12 protein-coding genes are annotated in these 16,364 nt (G+C 65.6%); 2 read left to right on the top strand and 10 right to left on the bottom strand.

The window, feature by feature from the left end; all coding sequences use genetic code 11:
* Positions 1–18: 18 nt before the first annotated feature.
* From LV82_RS00965 to LV82_RS01010, 10 genes are all read right to left on the bottom strand, one after another.
* Positions 19–1,233: an ABC transporter permease gene (locus LV82_RS00965; protein ID WP_104068838.1), complete on the bottom strand. Its 1,215-nt coding sequence runs from the start codon at positions 1,231–1,233 to the stop codon at positions 19–21.
* 5 nt (positions 1,234–1,238) lie between these two features.
* On the bottom strand, positions 1,239–2,876 hold the full coding sequence (locus LV82_RS00970) for an ABC transporter permease (RefSeq protein ID WP_104068839.1): 1,638 nt from the start codon (positions 2,874–2,876) through the stop codon (positions 1,239–1,241).
* Between the two features lie 120 nt (positions 2,877–2,996).
* The gene (locus LV82_RS00975) at positions 2,997–4,091 is read right to left on the bottom strand and encodes an extracellular solute-binding protein (RefSeq protein ID WP_104068840.1); all 1,095 of its coding nucleotides are present in this window, start codon (positions 4,089–4,091) and stop codon (positions 2,997–2,999) included.
* An 80-nt stretch (positions 4,092–4,171) separates the two neighbouring features.
* Complete coding sequence (locus tag LV82_RS00980; RefSeq protein ID WP_104068841.1) at positions 4,172–5,278, bottom strand: ABC transporter ATP-binding protein; 1,107 nt, start codon at positions 5,276–5,278, stop codon at positions 4,172–4,174.
* Between the two features lie 175 nt (positions 5,279–5,453).
* Positions 5,454–5,699 (bottom strand): MoaD/ThiS family protein, encoded by a 246-nt coding sequence (locus LV82_RS00985; protein ID WP_104068842.1) that lies wholly within the window; start codon positions 5,697–5,699, stop codon positions 5,454–5,456.
* A gap of 3 nt (positions 5,700–5,702) precedes the next feature.
* Positions 5,703–7,961 carry a xanthine dehydrogenase family protein molybdopterin-binding subunit gene (locus LV82_RS00990; protein WP_104068843.1) on the bottom strand — a complete coding sequence of 753 codons (2,259 nt, stop codon included), beginning with the start codon at positions 7,959–7,961 and terminating at the stop codon, positions 5,703–5,705.
* A 3-nt stretch (positions 7,962–7,964) separates the two neighbouring features.
* Positions 7,965–8,441: a (2Fe-2S)-binding protein gene (locus LV82_RS00995; RefSeq protein ID WP_104068844.1), complete on the bottom strand. Its 477-nt coding sequence runs from the start codon at positions 8,439–8,441 to the stop codon at positions 7,965–7,967.
* Positions 8,438–9,301 (bottom strand): FAD binding domain-containing protein, encoded by an 864-nt coding sequence (locus LV82_RS01000; RefSeq protein ID WP_104068845.1) that lies wholly within the window; start codon positions 9,299–9,301, stop codon positions 8,438–8,440. The genes LV82_RS00995 and LV82_RS01000 overlap by 4 nt, the downstream gene beginning before the upstream one ends.
* An 81-nt stretch (positions 9,302–9,382) precedes the next feature.
* Complete coding sequence (locus LV82_RS01005) at positions 9,383–11,413, bottom strand: oxidoreductase (RefSeq protein ID WP_104068846.1); 2,031 nt, start codon at positions 11,411–11,413, stop codon at positions 9,383–9,385.
* 90 nt (positions 11,414–11,503) lie between these two features.
* Positions 11,504–11,740, bottom strand: coding sequence for a sulfurtransferase TusA family protein (locus tag LV82_RS01010; RefSeq protein ID WP_104068847.1), 237 nt, complete (start codon positions 11,738–11,740; stop codon positions 11,504–11,506).
* 156 nt (positions 11,741–11,896) lie between these two features.
* Between LV82_RS01010 and LV82_RS01015 the strand changes: the two genes are divergently transcribed.
* Positions 11,897–13,579, top strand: a complete 1,683-nt coding sequence (locus tag LV82_RS01015; RefSeq protein ID WP_104068848.1) for an NAD(P)H-dependent oxidoreductase subunit E — start codon at positions 11,897–11,899, stop codon at positions 13,577–13,579.
* 1 nt (position 13,580) lies between these two features.
* Positions 13,581–16,364, top strand: coding sequence for a formate dehydrogenase subunit alpha (gene fdhF, locus LV82_RS01020; RefSeq protein WP_104068849.1), 2,784 nt, complete (start codon positions 13,581–13,583; stop codon positions 16,362–16,364).

Consider the following 16,364-nt stretch of genomic DNA (forward strand, 5'->3'; position numbering starts at 1 on the left):
ACCCAAATGGCACATGCGTCAGCTGGGCGTGATGCCCCTCAGTCGCTCGGACCGGCGACGAAGGAACTCGACCGTCGTCAGCAGAAGGATCGAGAAGAACACCAGGACCGTCGCCACGGCCAGTATCGTGGGCGAAATCTGTTCGCGCAGACCGGTGAACATCTGCCACGGCAGGGTTTTCTGCGCGGCCGAACCGACGAACAGAACCACGACCACTTCGTCAAACGAGGTAATGAAGGCAAACAGCGCGCCCGAAATGACGCCCGGCAGGATCAGGGGCATCTGGACCTTGAAGAAGGTCCGCACCGGCCCGGCACCCAGGCTGGCCGCCGCCCGCGTCAACGACCGGTCGAAGCCGACCAGCGTCGCCGTCACGGTGATGATGACGAACGGAATGCCAAGCGCCGCATGGGCCAGAACGACCTTGATATAGCCCACCAGATCGCGCGACATGCCAAGGCTGCCTTCCATCCAGTTGCCAAGCTTCGAATAAAAGAAGAACATGCCGGTGGCCGATATGATCAGCGGCACGATCATCGGCGAAATCAGGATCGCCATGATCGCGCGCCGCCCGGGCACATGGCTCTGGCTAAGCCCGATTGCGGCCAGCGTGCCAAAGGACACGGCCAGGATCGTGGCCAGGGGCGCGATCGTGAAGGAATTCCTCAGCGGCCGCGTCCAGTCGGGATTGGTGAAGAAGTCCTGATAGTGCTTCAGCGAATAGCCCGCGGGATCCAGCGCCAGCATCTCTGGCGTGAAGGTAAAGAAATCCTGCGCGTTGAAGCTGAGCGGGATGACCACCACGATCGGCGCGATCAGGAAGAAGAAGATCAGGCCGCAGATCAGGTGAAAGCTGTTGTGCCACAGCACCTCGCCCATCGTGGCGTAAGAGGGCAGCCCGGCGCGGTACAATCCAAGCCCGACCCAATAGGCAAACCAGCTCAGGATCAGGCCGACAAAGGCGCCGAACACAAACCCGGCGAAACCGGCGATCAGGAACCCCACGACCGCGGTGGCGGCCGCCCCGATCAGCCTGCCGGTCCGGCGCGAGCCGACATGCTGAACAAGGACATAGGCCAGCGCGCCGGCAAACAGCGCACCCAGCAAAAGACCGGTGAACGGGGCGCCATTGGTGGACCCGACCATATATCCCAGCAGGGCTCCGGCCGCGGCATTGACCGGGACGGTAAAGCTCCAGATACCGGGGATCGGCAGGATTCTTTTCTTGGCCATTGTCGTCACCCCAGCTTCACATTGTCGATGCCGACGATCTTGTCATAGGTGTAGTAGAGCACCAGAACGGCCGCGAGCAGGATCGATCCCAGGGCCGCAGCCAGCCCCCAGTTCAGCGATGTCGATATGTGGTAGGCAATCCGGTTCGAGATGAACACGCCCTGCGTGCCACCGACCAGTTCCGGCGTGATGTAATAGCCGATCGCCAGAATGAAGACCAGGATCGAGCCCGCGCCGATACCCGGCACCGATTGCGGGAAATACACACGCCAGAACGCGGTCCAGGGCGTCGCGCCCAGCGATTTCGCGGCACGCAGATAGGTCGGCGGGATCGTTTTCATGACCGAAAACAGCGGCAGGATCATGAAGGGCAACAGGATATGCGTCATCGCGACGATGGTGCCGAACTTGTTGTTGATCATGACCAGCCGGTTGGCATCGTCGATCAGCCCCAGCCAGACCAGCACGTCATTGATGACACCTTGCTGCTGCAACAGGATCTTCCAGGCGGATGTCCGAACCAGCAGAGACGTCCAGAAGGGCAGCAGGACAAGGATCATCAGCAGGTTCGACTTCGAGGAAGGCAGGTTCGCCAACAGCCACGCCACCGGATAGCCCAGTGCCAGACAGCAGAAGGTGATCAGCAGCGACATCCACAATGTGCGCCAGAACAGCTTCAGGTAGATCCGTTCGTTTTCCGGCGCGGGCTCGATCCCGTGCGGGGTCAGTTCCAGATCCACCGCGTTCAGGAAATAGGCCGGCGTATAGCGCGGGCTGTAAAGCTTGATGACCTCCCAGGTGCCGATTTCGCCCCATGCCTTGTCCATCTGGATGAAGGCGTCACGATAGGAATAGGGCTCGAAGGACGAAATCGCGGCCGCGGCCTGCTGAACCAGTGGCGCTGCGGGTCCGTCGATCGCCGCGATGTCTTCAGGGCTGGCCTGCCCAAGGTCCTGCGCCAGTGCCGTGAAGAGCACGGGCCAGGGCTTTTCGGCCGAAACGGCCTTTCTGCCGGTTCCCTGGACGTCGCGCGCAAAGGCCAGATAGACCTCTCCGGTACGCGGCAAGGCATTTGCGGCAGACTTGCGCAGCCTGAAACGCGGCTCGGGTCCCTGGTCACGGCTCCATCCCCGGGCCTGTTCCAGCCACTCGTCCGATCCCATCAGCGCGGCCCAGGTTTCGCCGGATTTCCATGCAGGGTGCAACGCAACGAAGCGTTTCTGGAACTCCTTGCCGATGTCGTCGACCTTGCGGCCGGACTGACGGAACAGGGAGGATATGCCCGGGCTCTCATAATTCAGGCGCGATCCAAGCTTGGTGTGGATCTTCAGCTCGGCGGCGGTCTGCAGATCGACGGCCAGCCCGGCAAAGACCGGCTCTCCGGGCAATTCGCCCGTCTCGGGGTCCCAGCTCTTCAAGGCCCGGACCGTATTGGGCAGCGTGTCGGCAACGATCTGGTTTTCGACCGAACGGAACAGCATGTCCGCGATCGGCGCGATGAACGTGACAAGAATGAAGATCAAGAGCGGCGCAATCAGCATCAGCGCCCGCAGCTTCTGGCGCCTCAGGGCGCGTGCCAGGCTTTTCTTCAGCGGTGTGCCATCTGCGGCCCGCATCGGGCCGGTCTGGGTGGTATCGCTCATCGTTCCCCCACGCAGGTCTTGGGCGCCCAATCACGGCACGGGCGCGAGCTGCCCGTGTCGTGGATCGTCAAGGTGGAGGGAGCCATCATGGCTCCCCCCGGAAAATCCGGTCAGGCCGGATTATTGCGCCAGCCACGACTGGAAGCGCGCATCCAGATCGTCGCGGTGATCCGCCCACCAGGTGTAGTCATAGTAGTGCGGATTGTAGGCGTTGGCCGGATCGGTCGGCATCCACGGCGCCATGTCGATCCCCAGTTCGGCATGCTTGCCGACCAGCGGCGCCGAGGATTTCCGCGCCGGGCCATAGGCGATGTACTTCGCCTGGTCGGCCAGACGCTGCGTATCCGTCGCGAAGCGCAGGAAGTCCATGACGACGGCTTCCTTCTCGGGGTCAAGCCCGGCCGGAACGATCCAGCCGTCGATGTCGAACGACTGCATGTCCCACAGGATCGCGATCGGCTGCTTCTGCTCGACGATGGCCGAGAACAGGCGGCCGTTGAAGGTCGAACCCATGACGACTTCGCCATCGGCCAGAAGTTGCGGCGTTTCGGCGCCGGCGGTCCACCAGACGACCTGATCCTTGATCGTGTCCAGCTTCTTCAGGGCGCGCTCGACACCTTCGTCGGTCGAAAGCACGTCATAGATGTCTTCCTTGGCCACGCCGTCGCAGTAGAGCGCCCATTCCAGGTTGTCGATCGGACGCTTCTGCAGCGCGCGCTTGCCCGGATATTTCTCGAGATCGAAGAGATCGCAGATCGAGCTGGGCGGCGTGTCACCCACCATGTCGGTGCGATAGCCGATCGTCGTCGAATAGACGATCTGCGGCACGAAGCATTCGTTGTTCAGCGTGGCGCCGAAATCTTCCGAGGCAGGCGTGCCATCCGGCGCGGGCGCCAGTTCGTTGTCAAAATCGATCTCGCGGGCCAGACCTTCGTCGCACAGGCGGATAGAATCCGACACGGTGACATCGACCAGATCCCAGGTCAGGTTGCCGGCCTCGTTCATGGCGCGCAGCTTGGCCACGGCTTCGGCCGAGCTTTCGTCCCAGATGATGTTCACGTCCGGATGCATCGCCATGTAGGGCTCGGCATAGGCCTTCAGCTGCGAATTCTGATAGGCCCCGCCCCAGGACACGACCGTCAGGTCGATGGCCGAGGCAGCGCCCGCCGCCACCGTAAGGGCGGTAGAGGCAAGAAGGATCGAAGAAATGCGCATATTTGCGGTCTCCCAGTTGTTTCCCGTTTCTGAAATGTTGACCGGCACCACGGGAACGGCGCCAGGCCAATTCTTGGCGCTCAGGCGTCGAGCGCGCGGCAATCCTGCGGCAGCCAGCCGATCTCGATCTCGGTGCCGGGCTGCAGCCGGACCTGGTCGGGGGCGTTCCGGGTCTTGACGATGAAGTTGTCATTCCCCGCCACACGCAGGCGCGTGCGGAAGATGTCGCCCATATAGATGAACTCCAGAACCTGTGCCTTCAGCGTATGGGCACCGGGCTGCAGACGGGCCTTGTTCGTTTCGACCCTCTCGGGGCGGATCGACACGCGCGTGCGGTCCCCCGGCTTCGAAACGTTCACGGGCCGGGCGTCGATCAGCTCGCCATGATCCAGCTGGACCAGACAGGTATCGCCCTTGATTTCCTTCACCGTGCCCAGCAGCGTGTTGTTCTCTCCGATGAACTGCGCAACGAAGCTGTTCATCGGCTCTTCATACAGGACAGCCGGCGGCGCGAGCTGTTGAATGCGGCCATCGTTGAAGACGGCGATATTGTCCGACATGGTCAGCGCCTCGGTCTGGTCGTGCGTGACATAGACCGTGGTGATGCCCAGCTCGTGCGCAAGGCGCGTGATCTCGAACTGCATGTGTTCGCGCAGCTGCTTGTCCAGCGCGCCCAGCGGTTCGTCCATCAGGACCAGCTCGGGCTCGAAGACCAGCGCGCGCGCCAGAGCGATCCGCTGCTGCTGACCACCCGACAATTGCGCCGGCCGGCGGCCAGCGAAATCGCCCATCTGAACCATGTCCAGGGCGCGTTTGACCTTTTCTTCACGCTCGGACTTGCCGATACCGCGAACCTCCAGCGGGAATGCCAGGTTCTCGGCCACGGTCATGTGCGGGAACAGGGCGTAGTTCTGAAAGACCATCCCGATTCCGCGCTTGTGCGGCGGGATGTTGTTGATCGGGCGGCCTGCCAGGCGGATCTCGCCGCTGGTGGCCGTCTCGAACCCGGCAAGCATCATCAGGCAGGTCGTCTTGCCCGACCCCGACGGACCCAGCATGGTCAGGAATTCGCCCTTGCGGATCGACAGGTTCAGATCTTTGACGACAAGCGTCTCGCCATCATAGCTCTTCTGGACGCGGTCAAACTCGACGAATGCGGCGTCTGCGCCGGTCTTGTCATCGAACAAGTTGGGTCCCCCTGTTGCGTTCTTGTGAAATCTTTACGGACCGAAAATGACTAAACAGAATTGGCCCGCGGATTTCAACCAGTTGTTACGGCGCGTCATCTCTTGCGCATTGGCGCCCATCGCCACGTTTCCACTATTCGGAATCCGACGCTTTGCGCACGAATCCGACGCGGCCCTAGCCTCCCGTCATGTAAGGCATCAACACGACCTCGGCGTCCGGTGGTATCGGCTGGAACCATGCCTCGCGATAGATCACGCCGTTGATTGCCACCGACACGCCGCGCCGGATCTGCGGTTCAAGCCCCGGATAGGCTTCGACCGCCCGGTCCAGAAGCTCCTTGAAGGTCCGGGCGTCAAGTTCGATCTCGGTCCTGCCGCCCGTGGCCTGCCGCAGCGAGCCCCAAAGCAGCACCTTCACCATGGATCAGGCTCCATCCGTCGCCCGCGACCTGCGAATGGCGGCAAGAACACGCGGCGGCGACAGCGGCAGTTCGGTCATCCGAACGCCGGTCGCGCGCGAAACCGCGTTCGAAACGGCGGCAAGCGGCGGCACGATGCCGGTCTCGCCAACGCCGCGGACACCATAGGGATGGCCGGGGTTGGGAATCTCCAGGATCACCGGCTCGATCGGCGGCAGGTCCGAGGCGACCGGCACCCGGTAATCCAGGAACCCCGGATTCTGCAGCCGCCCGTCCGCGCCATAGATGTATTCCTCATTCAACGCCCAGCCGATGCCCTGCGCCGCGCCGCCCTGCATCTGGCCTTCGACATAGTCGGGATGCACCGCCTTGCCCGCGTCCTGGAATACGGTATAGCGCAGAACCCTGGTCGCGCCCGTCTCGGGATCAACCTCGACATCGCAGATGTGAACGCCAAAGCTGACCCCGGCCCCGTCGGCATTGACCTCGTGGTGCCCGGCGATCGGCCCGCCCGTGCGAAAGCTGTTGGCCGCGATCTCGGCCAGTGTCATGGGCGGGAACTTTCCGGCATTCGGCCCTGCCGGGACCGCCGCGCCGTCCTTCCATTCGACGGCCTCGGGATCGATGCCCCAGATCCTGGCCGCGCGTTCGCACATCACGCGGATTGCCGCGCGCGCCGCCTTGATCGTGGCCAGTCCCACGGCAAAGGTCACGCGGCTGCCATCCGTGACATCGTTGTAGCCCAGCGAAGCCGTGTCCGCGACGATGGTGCGCACGCGGTCATAGGGAATTCCCAGCTCTTCGGCCGCCATCAGGCTGATCGAGGCCCGCGACCCGCCGATATCCGGATTGCCCTCGGTCACGCTGACCGTTCCATCGGGGTTGATGTTCAGCGTCACACAGGTATTGCCGCCGAAATTGAACCAGAAGCCGCAGGAAATGCCCCTGCCCTGATTGGGCCCCAGCGGGGCCGCGTAGTGGGGATGGGCCTTCGCGGCCTCCAGCGTCGCGACCAGCCCGATATCGGGGAAGGTCGGCCCGTAGGAAGATTTCGTGCCCTTGCGCGCGGCGTTCTTCAGCCGGACCTCCAGCGGGTCCAGTCCGAAATGCTGGCACAATTCGTCCACCACGCTTTCGACGGCATAGATCGCCACGGGCGCGCCCGGCGCGCGATAGGCTGCCTCCTTGGGGCGGTTGGTCAGCACGTTCCAGCCCTGCGAGCGCACGGCCTGAAGATCATAGCAGGCAAAGGCCGCCTGCGCGCCCATCTCGACGGTGCCGCAGGGAAAGGCGCCGCCGGAATAGTACAGCCTTGCCTCGGCCGCCGTGATCCGCCCGTCACGGGTCATCCCGATGCGGATGCGCGAGCGGCTGTGCACCGTCGGGCCGGTGGCGCGAAACACCTCCTCGCGGCTCATCACGATCTTGACCGGCCGCCCCGCCTTCTTCGACAGCATCAGCGCGACGGGCTCGATGAAGACGGTTGTCTTGCCGCCAAAGCCGCCGCCGATCTCGGACGCGGTCACGCGCAGCTGGCTGGCCTCCATTCCCATGATCGCGGCGCAGACGCTGCGCACCATGTATTGGCCCTGCGTGCAACACCACAGATCGGCCTTGCCATCGGCCGTGACAGCGGCAAGACAGGCATGCGGTTCGATATAGCCCTGATGGGTCGCCGCCGTGCGGAATTCGCGCTCGACGATGTGGTCAGCCGCGGCAAAGCCGGCCTCCAGATCGCCGTGGCCGAACTCGCAATAGCTCGTGACATTCGCGGACATGCCGGGAGGAACGGTTTCCTGCACCCGCCCTTCCTGCACCACCGGCGCATCGGGCTTCATCGCGTCTTCAAGTTCCGTCACATGGGGCAGAACCTCGTATTCCACTCGGATCAGCTTCAGCGCCTTGCGCGCAACGCGCGGGTCCGAGGCAGCAAGCGCGGCCACCGCATGGCCGTCATACAGGACCTTGTCGCGCGCCATGCAATTGTCGCGGATGTCGCGGATGGATTCGTCCTCGACCTCTCCGAAATCCGCCCCGGTCACGATGGCCTTCACGCCATCCAGCTTCAGCGCCTCGGACACGTCGATCGACCGGATCCGGGCATGGGCGTGCGGACTGCGCAGGATTGCCCCCCACAGCATTCCCGGTGCGGTCATGTCGGCGCCATAAAGCGCCCGTCCCGTGACCTTGTCCACGCCATCGGGGCGCGGCACGCGGCGACCGACCTGACGGAATTCGCGGCGATGATATTCGTCGAAGGACATGGTTCAGCCCTCCCTCATTTCGGCGGCAGCAGCCTGAACGGCGCGCACGATCTTGTCATATCCGGTGCAGCGGCAGAGGTTGCCCGCAAGCCAGTAGCGCACCTCCTCGTCACTGGGCGCGGGGTTCCGCTTCAGCAATTCGCGCGCGGCAATCAGGATGCCTGGCGTGCAGATCCCGCATTGCAGCGCGGCGTGGTCGATGAATGCGCGTTGCAACGGATGCAGGGATTCGCCCTCGGCCATGCCCTCGATTGTCTCGATCTCGGCGCCTTCGGCCTCGGCCGCTAGCACAAGGCACGAACAGACCAGACGCCCATTCAGCACCACCGAACAGGCCCCGCAATCGCCCGTGCCGCAGCCCTCCTTCGACCCGGTCAGGCCCAGGCGGTTGCGCAGGGCGTCCAGCAGCGTCTCTTCGGGCGCGCACAGGAATTCGGTCGCATCGCCATTGATGCGGGTCGCTACGTGAATACGGCTCATGACTGTCCTCCCGCCCGTTGCAGGGCAATGCGCGCGGCGCGTTTGGCAAGGGTGCCCGCGACGGACCGGCGGAACTCCACGGTGCCACGCTTGTCATCGATCGGGCGGCAGATCGCGCGGCAGGCCTCGGCCATGCGCTCCAGCACGTCGTCTTCGCCCTGCGTTCCGGTCAGGATCGCGGCAGCCTCCTCGGCCACCAGCACCGTCGGCGCAACCGCGCCCAGAGCCACGCGCGCCCGGACGATCCGGCCATGGGCATCCAGCTCGACGCTGACCGCAGCCGAGGCCACGGCGATGTCCATCTCGGTGCGCGGGATGAAGCGCAGATAGGCATCGCCCGAGCGCCGCGGGCGCGCGGGCAGGAACAGCGAGGTCACGATCTCGCCCTTCTTCAGCGTGGTCTTGCCGGGGCCGGCGGGGATCTCGGCCACGGGACAGTCGCGCGTGCCATCCGGGCCGTGGATGCGGGCAACCGCCTCGGCCGCGACAAGCGCGGGCACTGAATCGGCCGCGGGCGAACCGTTGCACAGATTGCCAACCATGGTGGCACGCCCCTGAACCTGGGTCGAACCGATCAGGTTCGCGGCTTCGACCACACCGGCCCACGAGGCGCGCAAGTCACGATCTTCGCCCAGCGCCGCATTGGGAACCGCGGCGCCGATCCGCCAGCCGCCATCTTCCCGGGTGATCCGGTCAAGGCCGGGAATGCGCTTGATGTCCACGATCAGGTCGGGCTCCACCGCGCCCGAACGCATCTGGACCAGAACATCCGTGCCGCCGGCCAGGATGCGGGTCGGCCCCTTTTCGGCCAGAAGCGCGGCAACGGCGTCATCGGCCGTCCTTGGCGCAAGATATCGCATGTCGAGATCCTCCGTCCGCGGGACGCGCACGCCCCGTTCTTTGCGCCACCATAGCCTCGCCACACGAAAACGAAAGGGGGGTCACAGATCCTTCAACAGGCGCAGCGCATCGTGGACGGCGGCATGAATGTTGCGCGCCGCCACCGCATCACCGATTCGAAACAGCTGGAAGCCCCGATCGGGCAGCGGCTGCGGCAGGCCCGCGACCAGAGCGTCGTAGTCCACCGCGCCGCCATTTCCCGAATGCGGCCTGAGGGCCAGATACAGGTCGTCCAGCGGAGCCGTGCCGTGATTGACCACGACCTGATCGACTTCGCGCGCCTGCCCGAAGGCGCCGTAATCCGACCCCAGCGTCGCGCGCAGTCCGTTCCCCGCGCGTTCGACACGTTCCAGCGTCCGCGTCACGGTGAAAGTGACCTCACGCGGCTGCAATGCCCGCATGTAGGGCACCAGGTTCATGCCCATCACCTCGGGGGCGAAGCTTCGGTCGCGCGTGACCACTTCGACGCGGGCACCGGCATCGGCTGCGATCTCGGCCGCCATCAGCGCCGCATGGTCGCCCGCATCGTCCCAGATCAGCACGTTCGCCCCCGGTCGGACATCGCCCGAAATCAGGTCCCAGGCCGTGACGACCAGATCCCCGCCCGACTGCAGCGCTGGGATCTGCGCCAGACCGCCCGTCGCGACGATGACGACATCGGGGTCCAGCGCCAGAACGTCCTCGGCCTCGACCCAGCAATTGAAGCGAAAGACCACGTCATGAGCGGCACAGCGCGCCATGCGCCAGTCGACGATGCCCTGCATCTCGCGCCGCCTGGGGTTCCGGACGATCAGCCGCACCTGGCCGCCGGGTTCGGGCTGGGCCTCGAGCACGGTCACCGCATGGCCGCGTTCGGCGGCCACGCGCGCGGCCTCCAGCCCGCCCGGCCCCGCTCCCACGACGACGACACGCCGCGCCCGCGCCGCCGGCGCGACCACATGCGGCAGGCTCAGCTCGCGCCCGGTCGCCGCATTGTGGATGCACAGCGCCTCGCCGCCCTGATAGATCCGGTCCAGGCAATAGGTCGCGCCGATACAGGGACGGATGTCATCCTCGCGGCCGGCCATGATGCGCGCCACGATATGCGGCTCGGCGATATGGGCGCGGGTCATGCCAACCATGTCCAGCTGCCCCGTGGCCACCGCGTGACGCGCCGTCGCCACGTCGGGGATGCGCGCGGCATGAAAGGTCGGCAGACCGATTTCGGCCCGGATACGGCCCGCGAAATCCAGATGTGGCGCATGGGCCATGCCCTGGACCGGGATCACGTCGGTCAGGGCGGCATCGGTTTCCACGCGCCCGCGGATCACGTTCAGGAAATCGACCATCCCCGAATCGCGCAGGCGCCGGCCGATTTCCAGCCCGTCCTCGACGCTGATGCCGTTCGGCGCCCGGTCGTCGGCGGTATAGCGCACGCCGACGATGAATTCGGGGCCGACGCGTTCGCGCACGGCGGCCAGCACGTCCAGGCTGAACTTCATCCGCGCGGTCAGATCGCCGTTCCACGGCGCGTCCAGCGCGTTCTGGCGCGGCGACCAGAAGGCATCGATCAGATGGCCATAGGCCTCGATCTCGATCCCGTCGAGACCCGCCGCCTTCATCCGTTCGGCCGCATCGGCATAGTCGCGGATGATGCGGGCGATGTCCCAGTCTTCCAGCACCTTGGGAAAGGCGCGATGGGCCGGCTCGCGCAGCCCCGATGGCGCCACGACCGGCAGCCAGTCGCCCCGGTCCCAGCGCGTGCGCCAGCCCAGATGGGTCAGCTGGATCATGACGGCGCAGCCATGATCGTGACATTCCTCCGCCAGCCGGGCCAGCCAGGGCACGACCTCGTCCTTCCAGGCCAGGACATTGTTGAAGGCCGGCGGGCTGTCGCGGCTGACGATGGCCGACCCGGCCGTCATGGTCAGCGCGACGCCGCCGCGCGCGCGCTCGACGTGATAGGCACGGTATCGATCCTTGGGCAGGCCGTCCTCGGGATAGGCGGGCTCGTGCGCCGTGGTCATGATGCGGTTCTTCAGAACCAGATGTTTCAGCCGATACGGCTGCAGCAACGGATCGCGTGACGTCATGGACTCCTCCCCCTGCCCTTGCGGCAAGGTTAGGCGGGCTTTCGGCCCCGGGTCAGCCTGAAAGCGACATGTCCATGCCGCGAACCCGCCCTAACCGGGCGTCCGGCGGCGGATCAGGTAGATCTGGGCGCCATCCTCTTCGGTCGCGGACATCAATTCGTGCCCCGATTCGGCGCAGAAATGGGGCACATCGACCACGGCGGCCGGGTCGGTCGTGATCAGCCGCAGGACCGCGCCGGGCGCCATCCCGGCCAGACGCTTGCGCGCCTTCAGCACCGGCAGCGGGCACAGAAGGCCCCTCGCGTCGATTTCCTCGTCCCATGTCATGGCGCATCAGTTAGCCAAAGCGGCGCAAACTGTCCATTGCGCGCGGCCGGTCCGTGACATGAAATTGAGCCATACGGGCTCACATCGGCCGGCGCGCTCTGCTAGGCTGTGACGGGACCCGCAGGGGCAGATACAACAGGACACGGATCCAAGACGATGGCACTGGACGGACGCGACGACAAAGGGGGCCGGCGCAAACGCGGGCGTCCGACACCCAAGGGCCGTCAGCTGGACGACGCCGCCTGGGCCGAGATCCGGGCGCTTCTGGGCGACCGGCCGCGGCGGCGCGACCTGCTGATCGAATATCTGCACCTGATCCAGGACGAATACGGCCACCTGTCGGCCCTACATCTGCGCGCGCTGGCCGAAGAGATGAACCTGCCCATGGCCGAGATCTGGGAGGTCGCCTCGTTCTATGCCCATTTCGTCCTCGTGCGCGAAGGCGAGGCACCGCCGCCTGCCCTGACGATCCGCGTCTGCGATTCCCTCTCCTGCGAGCTGGCCGGAGCCGAGGATCTGCGCAAGGCGCTGGAACGCGGGATGGACCCGTCCCAGGTCCGGGTCATACGCGCCCCCTGCATGGGGCGGTGCGACACGGCGCCAGCGGTCGAGATCGGCCATCGCCATGTCGATCACGCCACGCCCGAAGCGATTGCCGAAGTCGTGGCCTCGGGCGATTTCCACCCGCGCATCCCGGATTACCAAGGCTTCGACGCCTACCGCGCCGAGGGCGGCTATCGGGTTCTGCTGGAACTGCGCGCGGGCGGCGACTGGAAGGCGGTGCAGGAAAAGATCCTGTCCGCGGGGCTGCGTGGTCTTGGCGGCGCGGGCTTTCCCTCGGGCAAGAAGTGGGAATTCGTACGCGCCAATCCGGGGCCGCGCTATCTTGCCGTAAATGGCGACGAAGGCGAACCGGGCACGTTCAAGGACCGCTACTATCTCGAGCGCACGCCGCATCTGATGCTGGAAGGCATGCTGATCGCCGCCTGGGCGGTCGAGGCCGAACGCTGCTTCATCTACATGCGCGACGAATATCCCGCCGTGCTGGAGATCCTGCGTCGCGAGATCGCCGCGCTCGAGGCCGCGGGCATCGTTCCGCCCGGCCATGTCGAGCTGCGGCGCGGCGCGGGCGCCTATATCTGCGGCGAGGAAAGCGCGATGCTGGAATCGATCGAGGGCAAGCGCGGCCTGCCGCGGCTGCGCCCGCCCTATGTAGCGCAGGTGGGCCTGTGGGGCCAGCCGACGCTGGTTCACAATGTCGAAACATTGCATTGGGTCGCCCGAATCTGCCGCGAAGGACCCGAGATCCTGAACTCGGTCGAACGGAACGGTCGCCGGGGGCTGCGCAGCTATTCGGTCTCGGGACGCGTGGCGCGCCCGGGCGTCTATCTTCTGCCCGCCGGATCGACGATCCGCGACATCATCGACGCCGCCGGGGGCATGGCACCGGGCCACGAATTCAAGGCCTATCAGCCGGGCGGCCCGTCATCGGGCATCCTGCCGGCCAGCCTGGATGACGTGCCGCTCGACTTCGACACGCTTCAGCCCCATGGCAGCTTCATCGGCTCGGCCGCGGTGGTCGTGCTGTCCGACAAGGACTCGGTCCGCGCGGCCGCGCTGAACATGCTGCGCTTCTTTGAATCCGAAAGCTGCGGTCAGTGCACCCCCTGCCGCGTGGGATGCGAAAAGGCCGTAAAGCTGATGCAGGCCGAAAGCTGGGATCGCGAAACGCTTGGGGATCTGGCCCAGGTGATGGCCGATGCCTCGATCTGCGGGCTGGGTCAGGCGGCGCCCAATCCGATCCTGCTGACAATGAAACACTTCCCGGACGAGGTCTGACATGGCCGACGCGATCACCTTCACCCTTGACGGCCGCAAGGTCACGGCCCGGCCCGGCGAGACGATCTGGCAGGTCGCGAAACGCGAAGGCACGCTGATCCCGCATCTGTGCCATCGTGACCACGAAGGCTATCGCCCCGACGGGAATTGCCGCGCCTGCATGGTCGAAATCGAGGGCGAGCGCGTTCTGGCCCCTTCCTGCTGCCGGGCTCCGGCCGAAGGCATGGTGGTCAGGACCGAAAGCAGCCGCGCCCGCAAGGCGCGCGAGATGGTGATCGAGCTTCTGCTGGCCGACCAGCCCGACCGGGATCACGCGCATGACCGGTCGTCGCATCTGTGGCGCATGGCCGAGGCGACCGGAATCAGCCACAGCCGCTTTCCCGCGATCGAGCCCGAACGCGTCCCCCTGCTGGATGCCAGCCACGTGGCCATGCGCGTCAATCTGGACGCCTGCATCCAGTGCGGGCTGTGCGTGCGCGCCTGCCGCGAGGTGCAGGTCAACGACGTGATCGGCATGGCCGGGCGGGGGCACGATTCCTTCCCCGTCTTCGACTTTGCCGACCCGATGGGCGGATCGACCTGCGTGGCCTGCGGCGAATGCGTCCAGGCCTGCCCGACCGGGGCGCTGATGCCCGCCAGCATCGTGGACGACTCCCAGCACGGCGACAGGGGCGCATATGACCGCACGGTGCGCACGGTCTGTCCCTTCTGCGGGGTCGGCTGCCAGGTGGATCTGAAGATCCGCGACGACCGCATCGCCTGGGTCGAGGGCGCGGACGGCCCGGCCAATGAAGGGAGGCTTTGCGTCAAGGGCCGCTTCGGGTTCGACTATATCCACAGCCCGCAGCGTCTGACGAAGCCGCTGATCCGGCGCGAAGGCGCGCCCAAGGGGCTGAATGTCGATCCGGCCAACCCCCTGACCCATTTCCGCGAGGCGACATGGGAAGAGGCGCTGGATGCGGCCGCCGGCGGATTGCGGCGGATTGCCGATGAACATGGTCCGCGCGCCGTCGCGGGCTTTGGCAGCGCCAAGTGTTCGAATGAAGAGGCCTATCTGTTCCAGCGGCTGATCCGGCAGGGTTTCGGCCATAACAACGTGGACCATTGCACGCGGCTATGCCACGCATCCTCGGTCGCGGCGCTGATCGAGAATATCGGATCGGGCGCGGTCACGGCGACGTTCAACGAGATCGAGAATGCCGACGTGGCCATCGTGATCGGCGCGAACCCGATCGAGAACCACCCCGTGGCGGCAACCTATTTCAAGCAGTTCGCCAAGCGCGGCGGCAAGCTGATCGTGATGGATCCGCGCGGTGTCGGGCTGCGTCGCCATGCGACCCACATGCTGAAATTCCGCCCCGGCACGGATGTCGCGATGCTGAACGCCATCATGGCCGCGATCGTCGAGGAAGGTCTTTACGACCGCCAGTATATCGAGACCTGGACCGAGAACTGGGAGGCCGAGAAGGCGCATCTGGCCCGCTTCTCGCCCGAGGCGATGGCGCCGATCTGCGGTATCCCGGCCGAGACCCTGCGCGCGGTTGCACGCGACTTCGCCACTGCGCGCGCGGGCATGATCTTCTGGGGCATGGGGGTCAGCCAGCACGTGCATGGCACCGACAATGCGCGATGCCTGATCAGTCTTGCCCTGATGTGTGGCCATGTGGGGCGGCCCGGCACCGGCCTGCACCCGCTGCGCGGTCAGAACAACGTCCAGGGCGCCTCGGACGCAGGCCTGATCCCGATGTTCCTGCCCGACTATCAAAGCGTGACGGATGATGCCGCGCGGGCACATTTCGCCGAAATCTGGCAATCGGGCGACTTCTCGGCCGAAAAGGGCCTGACGGTAACCGAGATCCTGGATGCCGTGCATGCCGGCGACATCCGCGCCATGTATATTCTGGGCGAGAACCCTGCCATGTCGGACCCCGACCTGAACCACGCGCGCGCCGCATTGGCCAGCCTCGAACACCTGGTCGTGCAGGACATCTTCCTGACCGAAACCGCGATGTATGCCGATGTGGTGCTGCCCGCCGCGGCCTTCTATGAAAAGTCCGGGACGGTCACCAACACCAACCGCCAGGTCCAGATGGGCCGCCCCGCCGTGCCGCCGCCGGGCGAAGCGCGCGAAGATTGGGCGATCATCGTCGATATCGCCCGCAGGCTGGGGCTGAACTGGTCCTATGCGCATCCGCGTGAGATCTTTGACGAGATGAAGCGCGGGATGAAATCGCTCGACAACATCACCTGGGACCGCCTTGAACGCGAAGGCGCGGTGACCTATCCTTCGCTGTCGCCCGAAGATCCGGGCCAGTCGATCGTCTTCGGCTCGGGCTTCCCCAGACAGGGCGGACGGGCCAGCTTCACCCCCGCCGACATCGTCCCCCCTGCCGAACGGCCGGACGCCGACTTCCCGATGATCCTGACCACGGGGCGTCAGCTGGAACATTGGCACACGGGCGCAATGACGCGCCGCGCCAGCGTTCTGGACGCGGTCGAACCCGAGGCCAATTGCTCGCTGCACCCGGCAACGCTGAAGCGGCTGGGGGTCAGGCCGGGCGAGCGGGTGCGGCTGACGACGCGACGCGGCAGTATCGAGCTGATGGCCCGCGCCGATCGCGCGGTGGCCGAGGACATGGTCTTTCTGCCCTTTGCCTATGTCGAGGCGGCGGCGAATCTGCTGACCAATCCCGCGCTGGATCCTTATGGCAAGATCCCCGAATTCAAGTTCGCCGCCGTGCGCGTCGAGCCTGCCGGCGGATCGTCCGACATTGCGGCAGAGTAG

Origin of the sequence: Albidovulum inexpectatum, assembly GCF_002927635.1 — a bacterium.
Lineage (GTDB): Bacteria > Pseudomonadota > Alphaproteobacteria > Rhodobacterales > Rhodobacteraceae > Albidovulum > Albidovulum inexpectatum.

What these genes read in the sequence shown, in the direction of transcription:
- LV82_RS00965 (WP_104068838.1), bottom strand. Translation starts at nt 1,233, where the DNA reads ATGGCCAAGAAAAGAATCCTGCCGATCCCCGGTATCTGGAGCTTTACC.
- LV82_RS00970 (WP_104068839.1), bottom strand. Translation starts at nt 2,876, where the DNA reads ATGAGCGATACCACCCAGACCGGCCCGATGCGGGCCGCAGATGGCACA.
- LV82_RS00975 (WP_104068840.1), bottom strand. Translation starts at nt 4,091, where the DNA reads ATGCGCATTTCTTCGATCCTTCTTGCCTCTACCGCCCTTACGGTGGCG.
- LV82_RS00985 (WP_104068842.1), bottom strand. Translation starts at nt 5,699, where the DNA reads ATGGTGAAGGTGCTGCTTTGGGGCTCGCTGCGGCAGGCCACGGGCGGC.
- LV82_RS00990 (WP_104068843.1), bottom strand. Translation starts at nt 7,961, where the DNA reads ATGTCCTTCGACGAATATCATCGCCGCGAATTCCGTCAGGTCGGTCGC.
- LV82_RS00995 (WP_104068844.1), bottom strand. Translation starts at nt 8,441, where the DNA reads ATGAGCCGTATTCACGTAGCGACCCGCATCAATGGCGATGCGACCGAA.
- LV82_RS01000 (WP_104068845.1), bottom strand. Translation starts at nt 9,301, where the DNA reads ATGCGATATCTTGCGCCAAGGACGGCCGATGACGCCGTTGCCGCGCTT.
- LV82_RS01005 (WP_104068846.1), bottom strand. Translation starts at nt 11,413, where the DNA reads ATGACGTCACGCGATCCGTTGCTGCAGCCGTATCGGCTGAAACATCTG.
- LV82_RS01010 (WP_104068847.1), bottom strand. Translation starts at nt 11,740, where the DNA reads ATGACATGGGACGAGGAAATCGACGCGAGGGGCCTTCTGTGCCCGCTG.
- LV82_RS01015 (WP_104068848.1), top strand. Translation starts at nt 11,897, where the DNA reads ATGGCACTGGACGGACGCGACGACAAAGGGGGCCGGCGCAAACGCGGG.
- fdhF (WP_104068849.1), top strand. Translation starts at nt 13,581, where the DNA reads ATGGCCGACGCGATCACCTTCACCCTTGACGGCCGCAAGGTCACGGCC.